Source organism: Streptomyces sp. NPDC055254 (genome assembly GCF_053606025.1).
In genome coordinates this window covers 38,488-57,327 of the sequence record NZ_JBSGQV010000013.1, presented here as the reverse complement: position 1 = coordinate 57,327, position 18,840 = coordinate 38,488, and the positions used below count along the sequence as shown (strand labels likewise).

The following is an 18,840-nucleotide window of genomic DNA, read 5'->3' as shown; positions in this document are numbered from 1 at the left end:
CCGGTCCGGGTCAGGCGAGGCCCGCTTCCTTCATCTGCCGCAGCTCCTTCTTCAGCTCGCCCACCTCGTCCCGGATCCGGGCGGCGACCTCGAACTGCAACTCGGCCGCGGCCGCGCGCATCCGCTCGGTCATCTGCTCGATGAGCGAGGCCAGTTCGGCGGCGGGACGGTCGGTGAGCACCTCGCCGGACGCGGCCCCCTTGGCGCCCCTGCCCGCCTTGGACCGGTCCGCCTTGCCGCCGAGCGCGGGCACCGGCGCCTTGGCCGCCCTGCCGTCCTTCGCCTGCCGGTAGCCGGTACCGAGGAGCTCCTCGGTGTCGAGTTCCTCTCGGGCGATGGTGGCGACGATGTCGTTGATCTTCTTGCGCAGCGGCTGCGGGTCGATCCCGTTGGCCGTGTTGTAGGCGATCTGCTTCTCGCGGCGCCGGTTGGTCTCGTCGATGGCCTTCTCCATCGCCGGCGTCATCTTGTCCGCGTACATATGGACCTGGCCCGACACGTTGCGCGCGGCACGGCCGATGGTCTGGATGAGCGAGGTCCCCGAGCGCAGGAAGCCCTCCTTGTCGGCGTCGAGGATCGCCACCAGGGACACCTCGGGCAGGTCGAGGCCCTCGCGGAGCAGGTTGATGCCCACGAGCACGTCGTACTCGCCGGCCCGCAGCTCCCGCAGGAGCTCGATGCGGCGCAGGGTGTCGACGTCGCTGTGCAGGTAGCGGACCTGGATGCCGAGCTCCAGGAAGTAGTCGGTGAGGTCCTCGGACATCTTCTTGGTCAGGGTGGTGACCAGGACCCGCTCGTCCTTCTCGACGCGCCCGCGGATCTCGTGCACCAGGTCGTCGATCTGGCCCTCGGTGGGCTTGACGACGACCTCGGGGTCGATGAGGCCGGTGGGGCGGATGATCTGCTCGACGAAGCCGTCCCCGCGGGAGAGCTCGTACTTGCCGGGGGTCGCCGACAGGTAGACGGTCTGGCCGATCCGCTTCTGGAACTCCTCCCACTTCAACGGCCGGTTGTCGAGAGCGGAGGGCAGGCGGAAGCCGTGGTCCACGAGGGTCCGCTTGCGCGAGGCGTCACCCTCGTACATCGCGCCGATCTGCGGGACCGTGACGTGCGACTCGTCGATGACGAGGAGGAAGTCCTCGGGGAAGTAGTCGATGAGCGTGTTGGGCGCCGAGCCGCGCTCGCGGTCGTCCATGTGCAGCGAGTAGTTCTCAATGCCGGAGCAGGACCCGATCTGGCGCATCATCTCCAGGTCGTAGGTGGTGCGCATGCGCAGCCGCTGGGCCTCCAGCATCTTGCCCTGCTTCTCCAGCTCGGCGAGCCGCTCGGTGAGCTCAGCCTCGATGCCCCGGACCGCCTTCTCCATGCGCTCGGGGCCCGCGACGTAGTGGCTGGCGGGGAAGACGTACAGCTCGCGGTCCTCGCTGATGACCTCGCCCGTCAGCGGGTGCAGGGTGGAGAGGGCCTCGATCTCGTCGCCGAACATCTCGATGCGGACGGCCAGTTCCTCGTAGACCGGAAAGATCTCGATGGTGTCGCCGCGCACCCGGAAGGTGCCCCGGGTGAAGGCCACGTCGTTGCGGGTGTACTGGATGTCCACGAAGCGGCGCAGCAGCTGGTCCCGGTCGATCTCCTCGCCGATCTTGAGGGAGACCATCCGGTCGACGTACTCCTGCGGGGTTCCGAGGCCGTAGATGCAGGACACGGAGGCGACGACGATCACGTCGCGCCGGGTCAGCAGCGAGTTGGTGGCGGAGTGGCGCAGCCGCTCCACCTCCTCGTTGATCGAGGAGTCCTTCTCGATGTACGTGTCCGACTGCGGTACGTACGCCTCGGGCTGGTAGTAGTCGTAGTACGAGACGAAGTACTCGACGGCGTTGTTCGGCAGGAGCTCGCGGAACTCGTTCGCCAGCTGGGCGGCCAGCGTCTTGTTCGGGGCCATCACCAGGGTCGGGCGCTGTAGCTTCTCGATCATCCAGGCCGTGGTCGCCGACTTGCCGGTGCCGGTCGCACCCAGCAGGACGACGTCCTTCTCCCCCGCGCGGATGCGCTTCTCCAGCTCGGCGATGGCCGCCGGCTGGTCCCCGCTGGGCTGGTAGGGGCTGACGACCTCGAAAGGCGCCACCGTGCGTTCGATCTTCGATACGGGCCGCATGGGTCAACCGTACGACCCCCCACTGACACTCACGCCCCACCCGCGCGTGCGCTCCGGGCGGTGACGGGTGGGTACCGCACCGTGGCCGGGCGGCGGCGGGGCGACGACGCGGTGAAGGCCGGGTGAAAGCACGGCGGCGGCGGCGCGCCCGGCTGCGGCGGGACCTCGGCCGCGTGGTCCGTTTGTCGTAGTTCGGTGGCGCCCATGTGATCTTCAACCACATGATCGCCTGACAAAGACCGCCGTGAAGTGCATCGCCGCAACGTCTGCCGCGCCGCGTCCGTTCGGGACGGGGACCAGGGTTCACGACCCGAGGAGAACGCACATGTACGTCGTCCGACCCGCCGCCGCGGCAGCCGCCGCATTCCTGGGTTTCACCCTCACCGTGCTCGGCGGGACAGTCTCCGCCGCCTCCGCCGCCTCCCCGGGCCGCCCCTTCGCCCCCCGGTCCGCCGGGGACGGCGGCCTGTTCGAGGGGCCCGTGGTGTACGCCCACCGGGGGGCTTCGGCCTACGCCCCGGAGAACACCCTCGAAGCGGTCGACCTGGCGATGCGGCTCGGATTCGACTGGGTCGAGAACGACGTGCAGCGCACGAAGGACGGCGAGCTGGTGGTGATCCACGACGACACCCTGGCCCGCACCACCGACGTCGAGCAGGTGTTCCCGGACCGCAAGCCCTGGCGGGTCAGGGACTTCACCGCGGCGGAGATCGCCACCCTGGACGCGGGCACCTGGTTCGACGAGGAGTACGCGGGGGCCTTCGTACCGACGCTGCGGGAGTACCTCGACCGGGTGCGGCGCAACCAGCAGCGGCTGCTGCTGGAGATCAAGAAGCCCGAGCTCTACCCCGGCATCGAGGAGGAGACCCTCAAGGTGCTCGGCGAGGCCGGCTGGCTCGAAAAGCGGTACGTGACGCAGCGTCTGGTGGTGCAGAGCTTCAGCACCGACTGCGTCCGCATCGTGCACCGGCTGCGCCCGGACCTCGTCACGGCGTTCCTGGGCACTCCGTCGGTGGCGGACCTGCCGAAGTACGCCGAGTTCACCGACCGGATCAACCCGTGGCACACCACGATCTCGGCCGACTGGGTCGCGGCCGTGCACGGCCTGCGCGGCGCCCACGGCAGGACCATGGAGGTGGACACCTGGATCGTGGACGACGCGGCCACGGCCCGGAAGGTGCGGAGCATGGGGGTGGACGGGATCATCACCAACGCCCCGGACGTGGTGCGGGAGGCCGTGGGCGGGTTCTGAGCACCTCTGGGGCCGCCGGCCCCGGGCGACCGGGCCCGGTGACCCGTTCCGGTGACCCTCTCCGCGGCGGGTCCCGCGAGGCCGGTCCCGCGACCGGTTCCGCGGCGGGTCCTGCGACCAGTCCCGAGACCCGTCACCGGTGTGACCGATAGTGATCCATGACGCCGGTACGGGGCCCGCACTGTCGGTCCCGCCCCGTACCGTGGACGTGTGGACAGCACCGAGCGGCCCCGCGGGCCGCACCTCGAATGGACCGTCGTCCCCAGCGGCGTCGGCCCCCTGCTCCTGGCAGCGACCCCGGAGGGTCTGGTCCGGGTCGAGTTCCATGCCGGACCGGACCGCGTCGACGCGCTGATCGGCCGGCTCGTCTCCCGGCTCGGCGCCGACGCCCGGCGGCCCGCGCCGGGTGAGGAAGTGCTGCTCGCCGAGCCCGTACGCCAACTCGCCGCGTACTTCGACGGTTCGCTGCGGCGTTTCGAGCTGCCGCTGGACTGGCGCCTCAGCTCCGGCTTCAACCGGCAGGTGCTGCTGGAACTGGACCGTTCCGTGCCCTACGGGGCGGTCGTGGGGTACGGAGAACTGGCCGCGCGCGTCGGCCGGCCCTCCGGGGCCCAGGCCGTGGGCAATGCCATGGGGTCGAATCCGCTGCCGCTGGTGGTGGCCTGCCACCGGGTCGTCGAGAACGACGGCGGCATCGGCGGGTTCGGCGGCGGGCTGGAGACCAAGCGCCTGCTCCTCGCCCTGGAGGGGGTCCTTCCGCAGCCGCTGTTCTGACACGGCCGGGGTGCGCACCGCCCGGACGGACAACCGGTCCGATTTTCGGTTCCGTGCGCGCGGTGGGGGGTGGCACACTGCCGCGGTGACTCCTGCCGCCGCCGCGCCCGGCCCCGCCGCCCGCCCTTGTCCCCCGTATCCGCCCCGCGGGACAGCTGCCCGCCGATCGCGGCAGGGGCGCGCGGCGTGAGCGCCTCGCCCGGTACCGACCGGCCGTCGGCCGTGACCGCGGCCGACCTGCCGGGGCTCCGGCGGCGCACGACGGGCGTGCTGATAGCGGCCCAGGTCCTCGGCGGCATCGGCGTGCCCATCAGCATCGCCCTGGCCCCGGTGCTCGCCACCGAGGTCAGCGGCACCGAGGCACTGTCCGGCTTCGCCTCCACCGCCTCGGTGGTCGGCACCGCCCTGCTCTCCCTGCCCCTCGCCGCCCTGATGACCGCGCGGGGCCGCCGGCCCGGACTGGTCCTGGCGTACCTGATCGGTGCCTTCGGCGCGGGCCTCGTCGTCCTCGCCACCATCGTCAAGAGCTTCCCGCTGCTGATGATCGGCATGGCCGCCTTCGGTGCCGCGTCCTCCGCCAACCTCCAGTCCCGGTTCGCCGCCGCCGACCTCGCCGCCCCGGACCGGCGGGCCCGGGCGATCTCCCTCGTCGTGTGGGCCTCCACCCTCGGGGCGGTGCTCGGACCCAACCTGTCCGCCCCGGCCAGCCGGAGCTTCGCCGGCACCTCGATACCCCAGACGGCGGGCCCCTTCGTATGGGCCGCCGCCGTCTTCCTGCTCACCGGCGCGCTGATCGCCGTACTCCTGCGACCGGATCCGCTGCTGACCGCCCGGGCCCTGGCCGCGCCGGAGGAGCAGACCCGCGCGAGCCGTTCGCTGCGCGCGGCGCTCGCCGCCGTCCAGGCGTCCCCGCGCGCCCGGCTCGCCCTGCTCACCGTCGCCGTGTCCCACACCACGATGGTGTCGATCATGGTGATGACCCCGGTGGACCTCGGCCACCACGGCGCCGGACTGGAGCTCATCGGCCTGGTCATCAGCGGTCACATCGCGGGCATGTTCGCCTTCTCGCCCGTGATGGGGTGGCTCGCGGACCGTCTGGGGCGGCTGTCCGTGATCGGTCTGGCGGCCGGGCTGCTGTCGGTCGCGGCGCTGCTCGCGGGCACGGCCGGGCCGAGCCACGTCCAGAGCGCCCTCGGACTGTTCCTGCTCGGCCTGGGCTGGTCAGCCGGGATGGTGTCCGGCTCCGCGCTGCTCACCGACTCGGTGCCGCAGCCCGCGCGGGCCGCCGTACAGGGCTTGAGCGACCTGACCATGAACACGGCCGCCGCGGTGGGCGGCGCGGCGTCCGGCCTGGTCATGGCGCAGGCCGGCTACGGCTGGCTCAACGCGATCGGGGCCGCGCTGCTGCTGCCGATGGCGGCGCTCGCGCTGTTCACCGCGCGGCGCCACCCCCGTCAGGAGTAGCTGATGTGGTAGGCCTTGCGGAGCGTCTCGTGCACGGTCCAGACGGTCCGGTCGCCCTCGCGGAGCACGCAGGCGGAGCCGGGGCCGACCTCCAGGGTGGGGCCGTCCTCGACCTCGATCGTGGCCCGGCCGCTGACCACCACGAACAGCTCGTTGGCCTCGATGTCGGTGACCACGCCCGGGGTGATCTGCCAGATGCCGCGCACCTGCTTGCCGTCCGCCGACTCCCACAGCACCCGGCCCGTCACCACCGGGTCGCCGGAGACGATCTGCTCGGGGTCGAGCTCGTCGTCCTCCAGTTCGGCGTCGGGGACGTCGGTCACGGAGACGGCGAAGGAGGCGGGGGCGGCGGACTCGTCCGTGTGATCACTGGTGCTCATGGCCCGCCAGCCTAATCCGGCCCGCCGGCCCGGCACGGTGACCACAGCGTCCAGCAACGCGAGCGCCGACGCGTCACCCTGTCCAGCGGTTCCCCTGGCGCGTGCCGGCGCGGGGCGTGCGGGAGGACCGGCGGGTTCCGGCCGTCGCGGTGCCCGCGTCCTCGGCGGTCGGCGGGTGGGGCGGGGCGTCGTCGGCGCAGGCCGCGGTGTCGAAGGGGGCGTCCGCGAAGAGCAGGGCGCGCAGGCCCGCGGCGGCATCGGGCCGGCTCCCTCCTCGCGACCGGCCCCGGGGGCGGCGCGGGGTGCTACTCGGACACGATCGGCCCGGTGCGGCCGGTGCGCGTTTGGGGGCGCGAATCCTGTGCCATGGATGGGGACATGTCACAACACACAGCAGCCCGGGGGCCGCTTCCCGTACCCGTCCTGTCCGAAGAGGTACGCGAGGCACTCGCCCGGCGCCGGCCCGTCGTGGCCCTCGAATCGACGATCATCGCGCACGGTCTGCCGCGCCCACGCAATCTGGCGGTGGGGACGGAACTGGAGGCGCTGGTCCGCTCGGAGGGCGCGGTACCGGCGACGATCGCGGTCGTGGACGGCGTGGCGTACGCGGGTCTCGACAAGGCGCAGCTGGAGCGGATCGCCGGCGGCGAGGGGGTGCGCAAGCTCGGCCACCGGGACCTGGCCCCCGCGCTCGCGACGGGGGCGACCGGCGCGACGACGGTGTCCGCGACCGCCTTCCTGGCCGCGCGGGCGGGCCTGCGGGTCTTCGCCACGGGCGGGCTGGGGGGCGTGCACCGGGAGTGGGTGCGGGCGCAGGACGAGTCGGCGGACCTGTCGCTGCTGGCGCGGACGCGGATCACGGTGGTGTGCGCGGGGGTGAAGTCCATCCTGGACGTACCGGCCACGCTGCAGCGGCTGGAGACGCTGGGGGTGGGGGTGCTCGGGTACCGGACGCGCCGCTTCCCCGGCTTCTACCTGGCCGATTCCGGCGAGCCGGTGGACTGGACGGTGGACCGGCCGGAGGAGGTGGCGGCGGTGATGGCCGCTCAGGACGCGCTCGGCGGTCCGGAGTCGGCGCTGCTGGTGGCCCATCCGGTGGCGGAGGCGGAGCAACTGGATCCGGACCTGCACGACCGGGTGCTGGCGGAGGCACTCGCCGAGTGCCGGGTGCGGGGCGTCACGGGGCAGGCGGTGACGCCGTTCCTGCTGGACTTCCTGGTACGGGCGACGGAGGGGGCCTCGCTGGAGGCGAACCTGGCGGCGGTACGGGGCAACGTGCGGCTCGGGGCCGGCATCGCGCGGGCCTGGGCGGCCCGGGCATGACCGGGCCGGGGGGCGAGACGGGCGCACACGGGCCGGCGGACGCCGCGCGGGCGCCCGGGGCGGGGGCGGGGGCGTCCGGGCCTGGCGCGGCGGAGGGTGCGGGAGCGGGAGCGGCAGCGGGCGCGGGAGCGGCAGCGGGCGCGGCGGAGCATGCGGGGGCGGGAGCGGAGGCGGGGGCGCGGGCGTCCGGGCCGGGGGCGTTGCTGGTCGTCGGGGGCGTCGTGACCGACGTGGTGGCGGTCCACCCGGAGCCACTGGTTCCGGCCACGGACACGGTCGCCCGGATCCGGACCCTGCCGGGCGGAGCCGGCGCCAACGCCGCCTGCTGGGCGGCCCGTACGGGGGAGGGGGAGGTACGGCTCCTCGCCCGGGTGGGCGCCGAATCGGCGCGCTGGCACGAGCGGGCACTGCTGGCGTCGGGCGTCCGGCCCCGGCTGGTGACCGACCGGACCGAGCCGACCGGGACGGTGGTGGTGCTCGTCGGCAAGGACGCGGAGCGGACCTTCCTGACCGACTTCGGGGCGGCGCTGCGGCTCTGCCCGGCCGACTGGGCCCCCTCGCTGCTCGACGGGGCGGCCCACCTCCACCTGTCCGGCTACCTGTTCTTCGCCGACTCCAGCCGGGAACTGGCCCTGGTCGCGCTGCGGGCGGCGCGGACCCGGGGGGTGCCGGTGAGCGTGGATCCGGCCTCGGCCGGGTTCCTGGCGCGGCTGGGGCCCGACCGTTTCCTCGACGCCGTGGCGGGGATCGGCGTACTCCTGCCCAACGAGGACGAGGCCCGGCTGCTGGCGGGCCTGCCGGAGCCGGCCGGGGTGGCCCGGGCCGCGGCGGAGCTCAGCCTGCGGGTGCCGCTGGTGGTGGTGACCCGGGGCGCGGCCGGGGCCCTGGTCGCCGAGCGGGGGCGGATCACCGCCGAGGTGGCGGCGGAGCCGGCCGAGGCGGTGGACTCCACGGGGGCCGGGGACGCGTTCACCGGTGGCTTCCTCGCCGCCCGGCTGGCGGGCGCGGACCCCGTCGAGGCGGCGCGCGCCGGGTGCCGCGCGGCCGCCGTGGCGGTGACGCTCCTGGGCGGGAGGCCGTAGGCGGGCACCGCCGGACGGGCGGGCATCCCCGGACGGACGGCACCGTTGGCGCCCCGCTACCGCTCCCGGACGCCCGTCCAGGCGGGGTGGCGCGGGTCATCGGCCCTGACCAGCACGTCGGCGGCCGACGCCGGGTCGGTCTCGGCCTCGTAGCGGGCGAAGGCGGGCAGGGTCCAGCGCGCCGACTCCTCGGTGCGGCGGGCCAGCGCCCCCGCCGAGAGCCGCACGTGGACGACGAGGTCGAAGGGGAACCAGTGCCCCAGCAGCAGCGGGCCGTGCACGATCAGCACCCCGCCGGGGGGGAGTTCCGCATAGGGGCTGCGGGTCGCCCGGTCCGTCACCGGGTCCCAGAGGTCGGGCAGCACCCGCCCGGTGCCGCCGGGGTCCGTGGGGCCGAACACCTCCCGCCAGAGCGCGGCCGTGTCGTACCAGGCGCCGAGGTAGGAGTCCACGTCCTCGCGCCCGAACTCGAAGCGGAGGGAGGCCGGCCGCAGGAAGCCCCCGGCGGGGACCACCAGGACCGGCCGGCCGCGCGACCGCAGCGCGTCGGCGAGCTCGGCGGCCAGTACGCCGGTGTCGGCGGCCGGGGCCCCGTCGATGCCCACGCGCTGCCATCCGCCCGCGCCGGACTCGGGGGCGTTCCCGCCGGAGGGGCCCGCGAGGGTCCCGAGGTGGCCGGCGAGCCGCTCGGCCATCCGCTGCCATGTGATCGCTTCGAACTGCACGGACCCATTGTGTCGGCCCGTTGTCAGTGCCGGCCCCTAGTGTTTTTGACGAGGGATCACCGGCGGACAGGAGCCGGCGGCCCGGCCTTCGGGGAGGGGTCTGTCATGGCTCGGGAGACGACGTATCTGGAGCTGTCGCAGGAGGACGGCGCGGCGCACAAGTTCTACGAGGTGACGGTCGACGGGACCGCCGTCTCCGTGCGGTACGGGCGCATCGGCGCGGCCGGCCAGCTGCAGAGCTCCTCGTTCCCGACGGTCGACAAGGCGCGGGCCGCCGCCGCGAAGAAGATCGGCGAGAAGGTGCGCAAGGGGTACGCCCCGGCGGTGCGGGGACAGCGCGCGGCCCGGTCGGTGACGCGCCGCCAGGTGGTCTCGGCGCCGTCGACGGCGCGGGCGGTGGCTCCCGTGCTGTGGCGCTTCCGTACGGGCTCCGCCGCCTTCGGGATCCATGTGGACGAGGAGCGCTGCTGGGTCGGGAACCAGGCGGGGGACGTCTACACGCTGAGCCACGGCGGCGAGGTGCTGGCGCGCTACGCCCTGCCGGACGGGGTGAAGTGCCTGGTCGCGGACGAGTTCTGGATATACGCGGGCTGCGACGACGGCACGGTGTACGACCTGTCGTCGAAGGTGCCGTTCGGGGCGTACGACATCGCGGAGGACGTGGACATCTTCTGGCTCGACATCCGCGAGGGCGTGCTGAACGTGTCCGACCGCGACGGCGGTCTGACGGTCATCGACCACGAGGACGAGTTCCAGTGGTCGCGCCGGTCGGACGGCTCCCACGCCTGGATGGTCCGGGCCGACGAGCGGGGGGTCTACCACGGGCACAGCAAGGGGGTCACCGCGTACGCCCCGGACGGCGGGCGGCAGTTGTGGCACACCGGCACCAACGGCGGGGTGCTGTTCGGCTGGCAGGAGGAGCACGTGGTGTACGCGGGCACCGGGCGCAACACCGTGCAGCGGCTCTCGAAGGCCACCGGTGCGATCGAGGCGTCCTACCAGTGCGACGCGGCGGTGTACTCGTGCGCGACGTCCCCGGACGGCAAGCACGTCTTCGCCGGTGACTACAGCTCCTCGGTGTACTGCTTCGACGCCGACGGGCGGCGGCTGTGGAAGCTGGGTACCGGCAGCGGCTCCGCGCTGTCGATGCAGTACCTGGACGAGCGGCTGTACCTGGTCACCACGGACGGATCGCTGGTCTGCGTCGACGCGAGCGAGCAGGCCATCGCGGCGGCGCAGCGGGGCACGGTCCCGGCGGCGGTCGACGTGAAGTCGGCGGCGGCCCTGCCCGTGTACACGCCGGCCGCTTCGGCCGCGTCCATGGCCTCGGTGTCGGTGGCGGCGGCCCCGGCGGGGGGCGTGATCGTGGAGTGCGTGCAGCAGGGGAACAGGATGCGCGTGCAGGTGGTGTCGGGGGGCTTCGAGCCGTCGTGGAACGTGCAGTTCCCCCGCGGGATCCGGGAGCCCGGCGCCCGGTACGTGGTGGACGGGCTGCACGCCTCCTCGGGAGGCTTCTACCGGGTGCGCGGGGAGATACGCCGCCTGGTGTGAGCCGGCTCCGGCACGCGCGGGGCGGGCACGCGCGGGGCGGGCACGCGCGGGGCGGGTACGCGCGGGGCGGGCCGGTCGGGCGGGTTCACTCGGGGTGCGCCCGGCAGACCGCCGGGCTCGCACCGGGGGGCGGGGGGACGGGTATCGCGAAGGGCTCCCGGTCGGGGCCCGCCGGGGTCACGTAGAGGACGACCGGCTCGGTCCCGAGGTTGTGGCCCAGGTGGACGTGGCCGATGCCCGCCCGTTCCACGAAGGTGGTGCCGGCCGCGTGCACCTCTATGGTGCGGTCGTGCAGAACCCGGGTCAGGGTTCCCGACCGCACGACGGCGTTCAACTGGACCCGGTGGTAGTGCCAGCCGGTACAGGCGCCGGGCGCGATGACTATCTCCCGGCCGACCGGGGGTATCACGTAGCGCGCCCTCGCGGGCCGTACCGTCGCCTGCCGTCCACCCATGTGTCCTCCCCCGGTGAGCCGTCGCGGCTCACCGGCCCCACCGTAGGAGGACAGCACCGCATCCAGGAAGAGTTGATGAAACATCGAACTCCGTTCTTCCGCAGGTGATAGGAGCCCGGCGCGGCGGTATCACACCTGCATGAGCCTGGTGGTGTTCGAGTCCCGGAAGCAGATCCACTGCGCCGAGTGCCGACGGGGGCCGCTGCGGCACCTCGTGCGCGAGGCGGGCGTGCCGCGCTGCCTGGACTGCGCCGATCTCGGTCATCTGGTGTACCTCCCGCGCGGGGACGCCGCGCTCACCCGGCGTTCCCGGGAGGCCAGTTCACTGTCCGCGGTCGTCGTCCGCTTCAACCGGCGGCGCCGTCGCTACGAGCGGCAGGGCCTCCTCGTCGAGGACGCCGCCCTGGCCCGCGCGGAGCGCGCCTGTCTCGCGGACTCCGAGGCACGGGCCAGGCGCCGGGAGCGCGACCGGTTGCGCCGCGCGGCCGAGGACACCCGTTTCACGGCGGCGTTCGCGGCGGAGATACTCCGGCTGTTCCCGGGGTGCCCGCCCGCCCGAGCGCAGGCGATCGCGACCCACGCCTCGGTGCGCGGCAGCGGCCGGGTGGGCCGCAGCGCCGCCGGCCGGGCCCTCGACGGGCCGGCGGTGTCGATGGCGGTGCGGGCGGCCGTGCGGCACACCGACACCGAGTACGACGCCCTGCTGATGGCGGGTGTCCCGAGGTTCGCGGCCCGGGCCCGACTGGCCGCGCGGATCGACGCCGTCCTGGACGGCTGGCGGACGGATCCGCTACCGGAGGCGGAAGCGGCGGTACAGGAGCGCCCCGCCCAGTAGCAGCGCTCCACCGCCGGGCAGCAGGTATCCGAGGCCGTCGGCGCCGGTGTGGGCGAGTGCCTCGGTGTGCCGCGGCGGGGCCACGGGGGCGGGCGGGGTCGCCGGTCGCTCGGTCACGGGCGGCCCGACCACGGACGGCTGGGCGGGCTTGCCGCCGGTGGGCCGCTCGCCGTTGACGGAGGTGTTGCCGTGGGAGCCGTTGCCGACGCCGACGACATTGACGGAGTTGCCGCTGACGTTCAGCGGCAGGTCGACGGGGAGCTGGATCCCGTTGCCGGACAGCAGCCCCGGAGAATCCTTTCCGCGCGCGTCGGCGACGGCCCCGCCGCCGTTGCCGGCGCCGGGTTTCGACGGCCCCGCCGGACGGGGCGCCGCATGCGAGCTCGACCCCGCATACCCACCGCCACCGCCCCCGGTCTCGTTGGCGCAGCGGTTCCCGGCGGCCGGATTGAGCAGGCCGATCACGCTCACCGTGTTGCCGCAGACGTTCACCGGCGTGTTCACCGGCAGTTGGACCAGATTCCCCGACAGCAGTCCGGGCGAGCGTTCGGCCCGCCCACCGGCCTCCGCGTCGGCGTGCGCGAGCCCGCCGATACCCGCGACCGCCAGCCCGCCTCCCGCGACCACCGCCGCGATCAAGCCATTCCGACGACTGTGACGCATCAGTTCCCTGCCTTCCGGAGGAGTCCGCGGGCGCTGCACCCGCACCGGAGACAACGCCCTGAACCCGTTCGGGTTATAGGGCCGGTAAGCATTTCACCCCATCGTGTACTGGGTAGTGCCTACTTCCTGACTGAACGACCGCCGCTCCTCCCGAACGTGGACGGCCCGCTCGACCCGTTCCGTGCCGCCTTCCCGGGCCTGCGCGGATGCACAGGTCACCGGGTACACAGGTCGCCGGATGCACCCGACCGTGTGGACGGCCCGGCGCGGTGCGGGGTTCAGCAGCGCCCGGCGCGGGTTGAGGGCCCGGCTGCACCCGTCCCACTTCTCACGGCGTTGACGACGTGGGCGGCGGCGATCAGTGCCGGAGGGCGGTGACCGGGTCCGGGGAGGGGTGGCCGGTGGGCCACCAGTCCTCCTCGTCCGGCCGGGACTCGTAGGCGTACCAGAGCGCGTCCCGGCCCAGCCGGAGCTGCCGGGTGAGGGCCGTCAGGCGGTTGCGGGCGGGGCGGAAGGAGCCCTCGCCGGCGGCGAGTAGCGCCGGGCGGGCCCGGTCGAAGGGGCCGGCCGGAGGATCCCAGGGCTCCTCCAGCGCGGCGAGGGCGCGGAGGCCGCCCTGGCGCCAGGCCGCGGCGGCCCGGGCCAGATCGGTGCTGGTCCGGCCGGTGGCACGGGCCAGGTCGCGGTAGAGGGTGCGGGCCGCACCGGTCAGGCCCGCCGTGGGGTGCGCCGAGGCCAGGCGGACGGCGTCCTGCCACAGGTCGAGCCCGGCGATCGGGTCCTCGGCGGTGGTGAGCAGGGCCAGGGCGCGGGCGGCCGCGTCGCAGGCGAGCTGGTCCAGGGCCAGCGGATCCGGGGCCGCCGGGTCCGCCGGGTACGCGGGCGGCAGGCCGGCGGCGGCGGGTGCGGCGAGCGGGGCCGGCAGCAGCGGCAGAGCGGTCCGGGCGAGCGCGGCCCGGGCCGGCACGCCGGGGAAGTCCGGCGCGTCCTCCGGCCGTTCGCGCGCTGCGTGGGCGGCGCTGCGGCGGGTCAGCTCGTCGAGGAGCTCCCGCTCGCCCCGGCCGCGCAGGAGCAGCAGGACGAACGGGTCCTCGTCGAGGAGCCGGGCGGCGCGGTAGCACAGGGCCGCCGCGTGCTTGCAGGGCGGCCGTGCGACGTCGGGGCAGGAGCAGCGCGGGACGAGCTCGCCCTCGGCCGGCAGGACACCGTCCGCGAGCGACTGCGGAACCTCCCGCTCCAGCAGTGCGGCCAGGGCTGCCGGATCGGCCGCGACGGCCTCCAGCAGGTCGTCCCACTCGGGTCCGGAGAAGGCGGGCAAGGACAACTCGGTGCGGTACGGGCGGGCCCGACTGCCCCGCACGTACGCCACGATCCGGCCCGGGGTGACGGTGACGGCGTCCACGTGGCCCTCGGCGGCGTACGTGCGGCCGCGGGCCAGGCGCGCCGGGTCCCGGGACACCTCTTCGAGGGCCGAGACCCAGGCCCGGCCCCACCAGCTGGCGGCCTCCACCCCTGCGGGCACGGCGTCGAAGGTGCGGCGGCGGTCGTCCCGGGCGGTGATCACGCGGGCCTCCGCAGGGAGACGAGGTCGGCCAACTCCCGGTCGGTCAGCTCGGTCAGGGCCGACTCCCCGGAACCGAGGACGGCGTCGGCCAGGGCCCGCTTCGTCTCCAGCATCTCGGCGATGCGGTCCTCGACCGTCCCCTCCGCGATGATGCGGTGGACCTGGACGGGCTGGGTCTGGCCGATCCGGTAGGCGCGGTCGGTGGCCTGCTCCTCGACGGCCGGGTTCCACCAGCGGTCGAAGTGGATGACGTGTCCGGCGCGGGTGAGGTTCAGTCCGGTGCCCGCCGCCTTCAAGGACAGCAGGAACACCGGGACCTCGCCCGCCTGGAAGCGGTCCACCAGCTCCTCGCGCCGCGGCACCGGCGTCCCGCCGTGCAGCAGCTGGTGCGGGATGTCCCGGTCGGACAGGTGCCGCTCGATGAGCCGGGCCGTGGTCACGTACTGGGTGAAGACCAGGACCGAGCCGCCCTCGGCCAGGATCGTGTCCAACAGCTCGTCCAGCAGCGCGAGTTTGCCCGAGCGGTGCGCGATGCGCAGCCGCCCGTCCGCGGACGGGGCCTCCTTCAGGTACTGCGCGGGGTGGTTGCAGATCTGCTTGAGCGAGGCCAGCAACTTCATGATCATGCCGCGCCGCTCCATGCCCTCGCTCGACTCGATCACGGCCATCGCCTCGTCCACCGCTGCCTGGTACAGCGAGGCCTGCTCGCGGGTGAGCGAGACGGGGTGATCGGTCTCCGTCTTCGGCGGCAGCTCCGGCGCGATCCCGGGGTCGGACTTCTTGCGGCGCAGCAGGAAGGGGCGTACCAGCGCGGCCAGCCGGGCGACCGCCGCCTCATTGGCCCCGTCCTCCTCCTGCTGGTGCTCCACCGGCCGGGCATGGCGGGCCCGGAAGGTGGTGAGCGGGCCCAGCAGCCCCGGCGTGGTCCAGTCGAGCAGCGCCCACAGCTCGGAGAGGTTGTTCTCCACGGGGGTGCCGGTCAGCGCCACCCGGGCCGGCGCGGGGAGCGTGCGCAGTGCCTTGGCCGTCGCGGAATGGGGGTTCTTGACGTGCTGCGCCTCGTCGGCGACGACCATGCCCCAGCTCTGCTCCGCGAGCAACGGGGCGCTGGCGCGCATCGTCCCGTACGTGGTGAGCACGAAACCGCCCGCGCAGGAGGTCAGGTCGTCGGAGCTGCGGCTGCCGCCGTGGAAGCGGCGCACGGGCGTACCGGGCGCGAACTTCTCGATCTCGCGCTGCCAGTTCCCCAGGAGCGACGCGGGGCACACCACGAGCGTCGGCTCCGGTCGGTTCCGGTGCAGGTGGAGCGCGATGAGGGTGACGGTCTTGCCCAGGCCCATGTCGTCGGCGAGGCAGCCGCCGAGGCCGAGCGAGGTCATCAGGTCCAACCAGGCCAGTCCGCGTGCCTGGTAGTCGCGCAGGGTGGCCTTGAGCGCGGGCGGTGGCGGCAGCGGTTCCAGCTCGCCCGTGAGCCGCTCCCGCAGGGCGGCGAGGGCCCCCACCGGAACCGCCTCGACCGGCTGCCCGTCGACCTCGGCCGTTCCCGACAGTACGGTGGCCAGCGCGTCCACCGGATCCAGCAGCCCGAGCTCCCGTTTGCGCGCCTTGCGCACGAGCTCGGGGTCGACCCGCACCCACTGGTCCCGCAGCCGCACCACCGGCCGGTGGGCCTGCGCCAGGGCGTCCATCTCCCCGGGGGTGAGGCGGTCGCCGCCGAGCGCCAGTTCCCAGGAGAAGGCGAAGAGGTGCTCCGCGTCGAAGAACGCCGTGCCGTCGGTGGCGGAGCCGGGCGCGGTGGACCGTACGACGGCGGTCGCGGTGAGGCTGCGGGCGAGCTCGCGCGGCCAGTGGACCAGGACCCCGGCTTCGGCCAGCCGGGTCGCGGCCACGCCCAGCAGGTCTTCGAGCTCCGGGTCCGACAGGGCGAGGACATCGGGCGCGGGCTGGTCCAGCAGGCGCAGCAGCGGCGGCCACACGCGCGCGGCCCGGCGCAGCGCGAGCACCGCGTCGATCCGGGCGCGGGCGCCGAACCCGGCGGCGGCCGTGCCCGCCCACAGCGTCCCGGCGTCGGTGACGAGGGTGGGATCGGCGAGGCTGTGCACCTGGACGACGGCGGCCCCCGCGCGGCGCGGCGCATCGGCGCGGCCCGCCGCTCCTCCGTCCTCGTACGCCTCGCCGTACCCGCCTTCCTCGTCCTCGTCCTGATCGAACATGCGGAAGGAGGACAGGTCCAGCCTGAGCGAGATCCCGACGCCCGTGTCGGCTCCGGCCGCCACCTGTGCGGCCCAGTCCTGTATCCCGGGCACCCGCTGCGGTTCCCGGGCGGCGAAGGGGCGGCCGGCGGCCACGGCTGCGGCGGGGGTACGGGGCAGGCTGTCGGCGACGGCGTCGAGGAAGGCGCGCAGCAGTGCCTCCGGATCGGGCAGCTGGAGCGGACGACGGTCGACCAGGGGCGTCGCGTACCCCTCGTACGGGAGGGCGGCCGCCACCGCGCGCAGGTGGTCGATGTCGGCGGCGTCCAGCGGGCCGGCGCGCCAGGCGTCGATGCCCTCGGGGGTGAGCCCGGGGAGCAAGCGGCCCCGGGCGACCAGGGTCAGGGCCTGGACGGCGGCGGTCCCCCAGGCGCGGGTGGCGGGGTGCGCGCCGGGACTGCGGGGCGCCCGGGCGAGCAGCGGCAGGGCGGTGGTGACGGACAGGGTCACGGCGGGCACCGTACGGCTGCGGACGCCGTCCCCGTGCGGCCGCACGACCGTGAGCGGTACCGCCTTCCCCGCTTCGGGCAGGTCGTCCCCGTCGGGCGCCCAGAAGGCGACCCGCCCCTCGCGCGGGACGGCGGCGGGCAGGAAGACGGCGGCGTGGCGCAGCAGGGCGCGCGCGAAGCCGTGCGGGGGCTGCGTCTGCGTCTGCGATGTCACGGCGCCTCCCCCTTCGCTGGTCTGCTCTGCTCTGTTCCGCTCTGATCGCGACCGGTACGGATGTCCGGTGCCGCCGAGTCTAGGCGCGGCCACTGACAACCCCGCTGACCTGCGCACTCCTCAGGCCGAGGGGTCGACCCGAGCCGGTCAGCGGCTCCAGCGGGACTGCTCCGCCGCGTAGCCGTACACCGGTCGGCCCGTGGTGGCGCTCGTGCGCAGCGGACGGCCGGAGTCGTCGAGGCGCAGGGTGCCGGAGCCGGACGGCCCGGTCCAGCGCAGGTCCAGGGACCAGTCGCAGTCGCAGCCCGTGGTGGCGGCCTCCACCCGCAGCACGACGGGCTCGGCGGCCGACACGCGCAGGGGGAAGGCGGGGGCGGGCAGCGCCGAACCGGCGTCGTTGCCCGCGACGGGCCGGGCCAGCGGGCGCGGCGCGTCCAGGTTCACCGCGAAGGCGGCCGGCGTCAGGGCCCCGCCGCAGCCCTGCGACATCTGGTACACGTTCCAGGCGGGCGGGGTCCGGCGCGCGGTCACCCGTACGTCCAGGCCCTCCAAGACCACGGTGCCCGCACCCGTGCCGTGCAGGGTGGCCTCCACGATCTGGGTCCCGGCGTGCACGGCGCGCTGCGCCCCCGCCCAAGCGGGCGCGTCCGCCTCCACGGGCGGCGGCGGCACCGAGCCGGGACCCCCCTCGGCCAGGTAGGCGTGGTCGCAGCCGGCCGCCCAGACATGGGTCCGCACCGCCGCCCTCAGCGGTACCGCCGGAGCGGCGGGCGGGCCGGACGGAGTGGTGAGGGCCGTCGGCGCGGCCGTGGCGGACGGCTCGGTCGGGACCGCCGAAACGGACGACCCGGACGACCCGGACGCCGTGGACGACGGGGAGGGGTACGGCGCGCGGTCGGCGGGCGCCGACGCCGTCGGTCCGGCCCCCGCCCGCGGATCACGCCGTTGCGGACCGGCCGCCGCCAGGACCGCGACGACCACCGCCCCCGCCGTCACGCCCGCCGCGGCGGCCACCGCCCCCCGCCGCCGGTACCAGGGCGGCCGTACCGCGGCCGCGGGAACGGAGACGAGGACGGTAGCGGCACCAGGAGCGCTCGCCACCACGACCGCCACCGGCTCCGGCTCGTCGGTCGGGACGGCAGCAACGGCAGAAGCACCCGCAGCGGTCGCGGCGGCCGGCTCCCCGGTCACCGCGGCGACCGTCGCCCCCGCCGCCCCCGTCACTCCCGTCACCCCCGCCCCCGACGGCGCCGTCCGCGCCGCCGCCCGTCGCCGCGCGTCCGCCAGCAGCCACGCCCGGTGCAGCTCCACCGCCTCCGCCTGCGAGGCCCCGCAGAGCCGCGCGAAGCGGTCGACCACCGCGAACTCCGTCGGGACCGCCTCCCCCTTGCAGTACCGGTGCAGGGTCGAGGTGCTCGTGTGCAGCTTCCGCGCGAGCACCCCGTAACTCAGCCCCGCCCGTTCCTTCAGTTCCCGCAAGCGCCGGGCGAACCGCTCCGCCTCGCCCGAACCCGCTCCTTCGCCCCCGACCTCGCCCCGACCCGCACCCACGGCGTTCCCCCGTCCCACGACTGCGTTCCATGCAAGGGGTGTTCCCCCAGGTGACAGCACGTACGGCCGTTCCAGTGTCCCGAATCCGACGCGATCCGTCGCCCGACACCCCGGGCCGGGGGAAGGCTGTCGACGTACCCCTCAGCAGCGAT

15 protein-coding genes are annotated in these 18,840 nt (G+C 74.6%); 7 read left to right on the top strand and 8 right to left on the bottom strand.

Features of this window, described 5'->3' with window-relative positions:
* Positions 1-10: 10 nt before the first annotated feature.
* Positions 11-2,155, bottom strand: coding sequence for an excinuclease ABC subunit UvrB (gene uvrB / locus ACWFQ8_RS15705; protein WP_453786774.1), 2,145 nt, complete (start codon positions 2,153-2,155; stop codon positions 11-13).
* Between the two features lie 325 nt (positions 2,156-2,480).
* Here uvrB and ACWFQ8_RS15700 point away from each other — a divergent pair, with 325 nt between their 5' ends.
* The 3 genes from ACWFQ8_RS15700 to ACWFQ8_RS15690 all read left to right on the top strand — a co-directional run bounded on the left by ACWFQ8_RS15700 (position 2,481) and on the right by ACWFQ8_RS15690 (position 5,645).
* A complete protein-coding gene (locus ACWFQ8_RS15700; RefSeq protein WP_453786773.1) occupies positions 2,481-3,407 on the top strand; it encodes a glycerophosphodiester phosphodiesterase in 927 nt (308 codons plus the stop codon).
* 210 nt (positions 3,408-3,617) lie between these two features.
* On the top strand, positions 3,618-4,181 hold the full coding sequence (locus tag ACWFQ8_RS15695) for a methylated-DNA--[protein]-cysteine S-methyltransferase (protein ID WP_453786772.1): 564 nt from the start codon (positions 3,618-3,620) through the stop codon (positions 4,179-4,181).
* Positions 4,182-4,367: 186 nt separating this feature from the next.
* A complete protein-coding gene (locus ACWFQ8_RS15690; RefSeq protein ID WP_453786771.1) occupies positions 4,368-5,645 on the top strand; it encodes an MFS transporter in 1,278 nt (425 codons plus the stop codon).
* On the opposite strand, the gene ACWFQ8_RS15685 is transcribed toward ACWFQ8_RS15690, so the two are convergent.
* Positions 5,636-6,025, bottom strand: a complete 390-nt coding sequence (locus ACWFQ8_RS15685; protein ID WP_453786770.1) for a cupin domain-containing protein — start codon at positions 6,023-6,025, stop codon at positions 5,636-5,638. The two genes, ACWFQ8_RS15690 and ACWFQ8_RS15685, sit on opposite strands and share 10 nt — an antisense overlap.
* A gap of 378 nt (positions 6,026-6,403) precedes the next feature.
* Here ACWFQ8_RS15685 and ACWFQ8_RS15680 point away from each other — a divergent pair, with 378 nt between their 5' ends.
* Both ACWFQ8_RS15680 and ACWFQ8_RS15675 read left to right on the top strand, forming a co-directional pair.
* Positions 6,404-7,348, top strand: a complete 945-nt coding sequence (locus ACWFQ8_RS15680; protein WP_453786769.1) for a pseudouridine-5'-phosphate glycosidase — start codon at positions 6,404-6,406, stop codon at positions 7,346-7,348.
* 221 nt (positions 7,349-7,569) lie between these two features.
* Positions 7,570-8,430, top strand: a complete 861-nt coding sequence (locus ACWFQ8_RS15675) for a carbohydrate kinase family protein (protein ID WP_453786768.1) — start codon at positions 7,570-7,572, stop codon at positions 8,428-8,430.
* 56 nt (positions 8,431-8,486) lie between these two features.
* Here the strand turns inward: ACWFQ8_RS15675 and ACWFQ8_RS15670 are convergent, their stop codons facing one another.
* Positions 8,487-9,155, bottom strand: a complete 669-nt coding sequence (locus ACWFQ8_RS15670; RefSeq protein WP_453786767.1) for a uridine kinase — start codon at positions 9,153-9,155, stop codon at positions 8,487-8,489.
* 105 nt (positions 9,156-9,260) lie between these two features.
* On the opposite strand from ACWFQ8_RS15670, the gene ACWFQ8_RS15665 reads away from it, so the two are divergent.
* Positions 9,261-10,706: a WGR domain-containing protein gene (locus tag ACWFQ8_RS15665; RefSeq protein WP_453786766.1), complete on the top strand. Its 1,446-nt coding sequence runs from the start codon at positions 9,261-9,263 to the stop codon at positions 10,704-10,706.
* An 85-nt stretch (positions 10,707-10,791) separates the two neighbouring features.
* Here ACWFQ8_RS15665 and ACWFQ8_RS15660 read toward each other — a convergent pair whose 3' ends face one another.
* On the bottom strand, positions 10,792-11,160 hold the full coding sequence (locus ACWFQ8_RS15660; protein WP_453786765.1) for a cupin domain-containing protein: 369 nt from the start codon (positions 11,158-11,160) through the stop codon (positions 10,792-10,794).
* Positions 11,161-11,299: 139 nt separating this feature from the next.
* Between ACWFQ8_RS15660 and ACWFQ8_RS15655 the strand changes: the two genes are divergently transcribed.
* The gene (locus ACWFQ8_RS15655; RefSeq protein WP_453786764.1) at positions 11,300-11,995 is read left to right on the top strand and encodes a DUF2293 domain-containing protein; all 696 of its coding nucleotides are present in this window, start codon (positions 11,300-11,302) and stop codon (positions 11,993-11,995) included.
* On the opposite strand, the gene ACWFQ8_RS15650 is transcribed toward ACWFQ8_RS15655, so the two are convergent.
* The 4 genes from ACWFQ8_RS15650 to ACWFQ8_RS15635 form a co-directional block, all read right to left on the bottom strand.
* Positions 11,951-12,658: a chaplin gene (locus tag ACWFQ8_RS15650; protein ID WP_453786763.1), complete on the bottom strand. Its 708-nt coding sequence runs from the start codon at positions 12,656-12,658 to the stop codon at positions 11,951-11,953. The two genes, ACWFQ8_RS15655 and ACWFQ8_RS15650, sit on opposite strands and share 45 nt — an antisense overlap.
* Positions 12,659-13,016: 358 nt before the next feature.
* Positions 13,017-14,222, bottom strand: coding sequence for an SWIM zinc finger family protein (locus tag ACWFQ8_RS15645; protein ID WP_453786762.1), 1,206 nt, complete (start codon positions 14,220-14,222; stop codon positions 13,017-13,019).
* A complete protein-coding gene (locus tag ACWFQ8_RS15640; protein WP_453786761.1) occupies positions 14,219-17,137 on the bottom strand; it encodes an SNF2-related protein in 2,919 nt (972 codons plus the stop codon). Before ACWFQ8_RS15640 ends, ACWFQ8_RS15645 begins: the two co-directional genes overlap by 4 nt.
* Before the next feature lie 147 nt (positions 17,138-17,284).
* Complete coding sequence (locus ACWFQ8_RS15635; protein ID WP_453786760.1) at positions 17,285-18,706, bottom strand: helix-turn-helix domain-containing protein; 1,422 nt, start codon at positions 18,704-18,706, stop codon at positions 17,285-17,287.
* Positions 18,707-18,840: the final 134 nt, after the last annotated feature.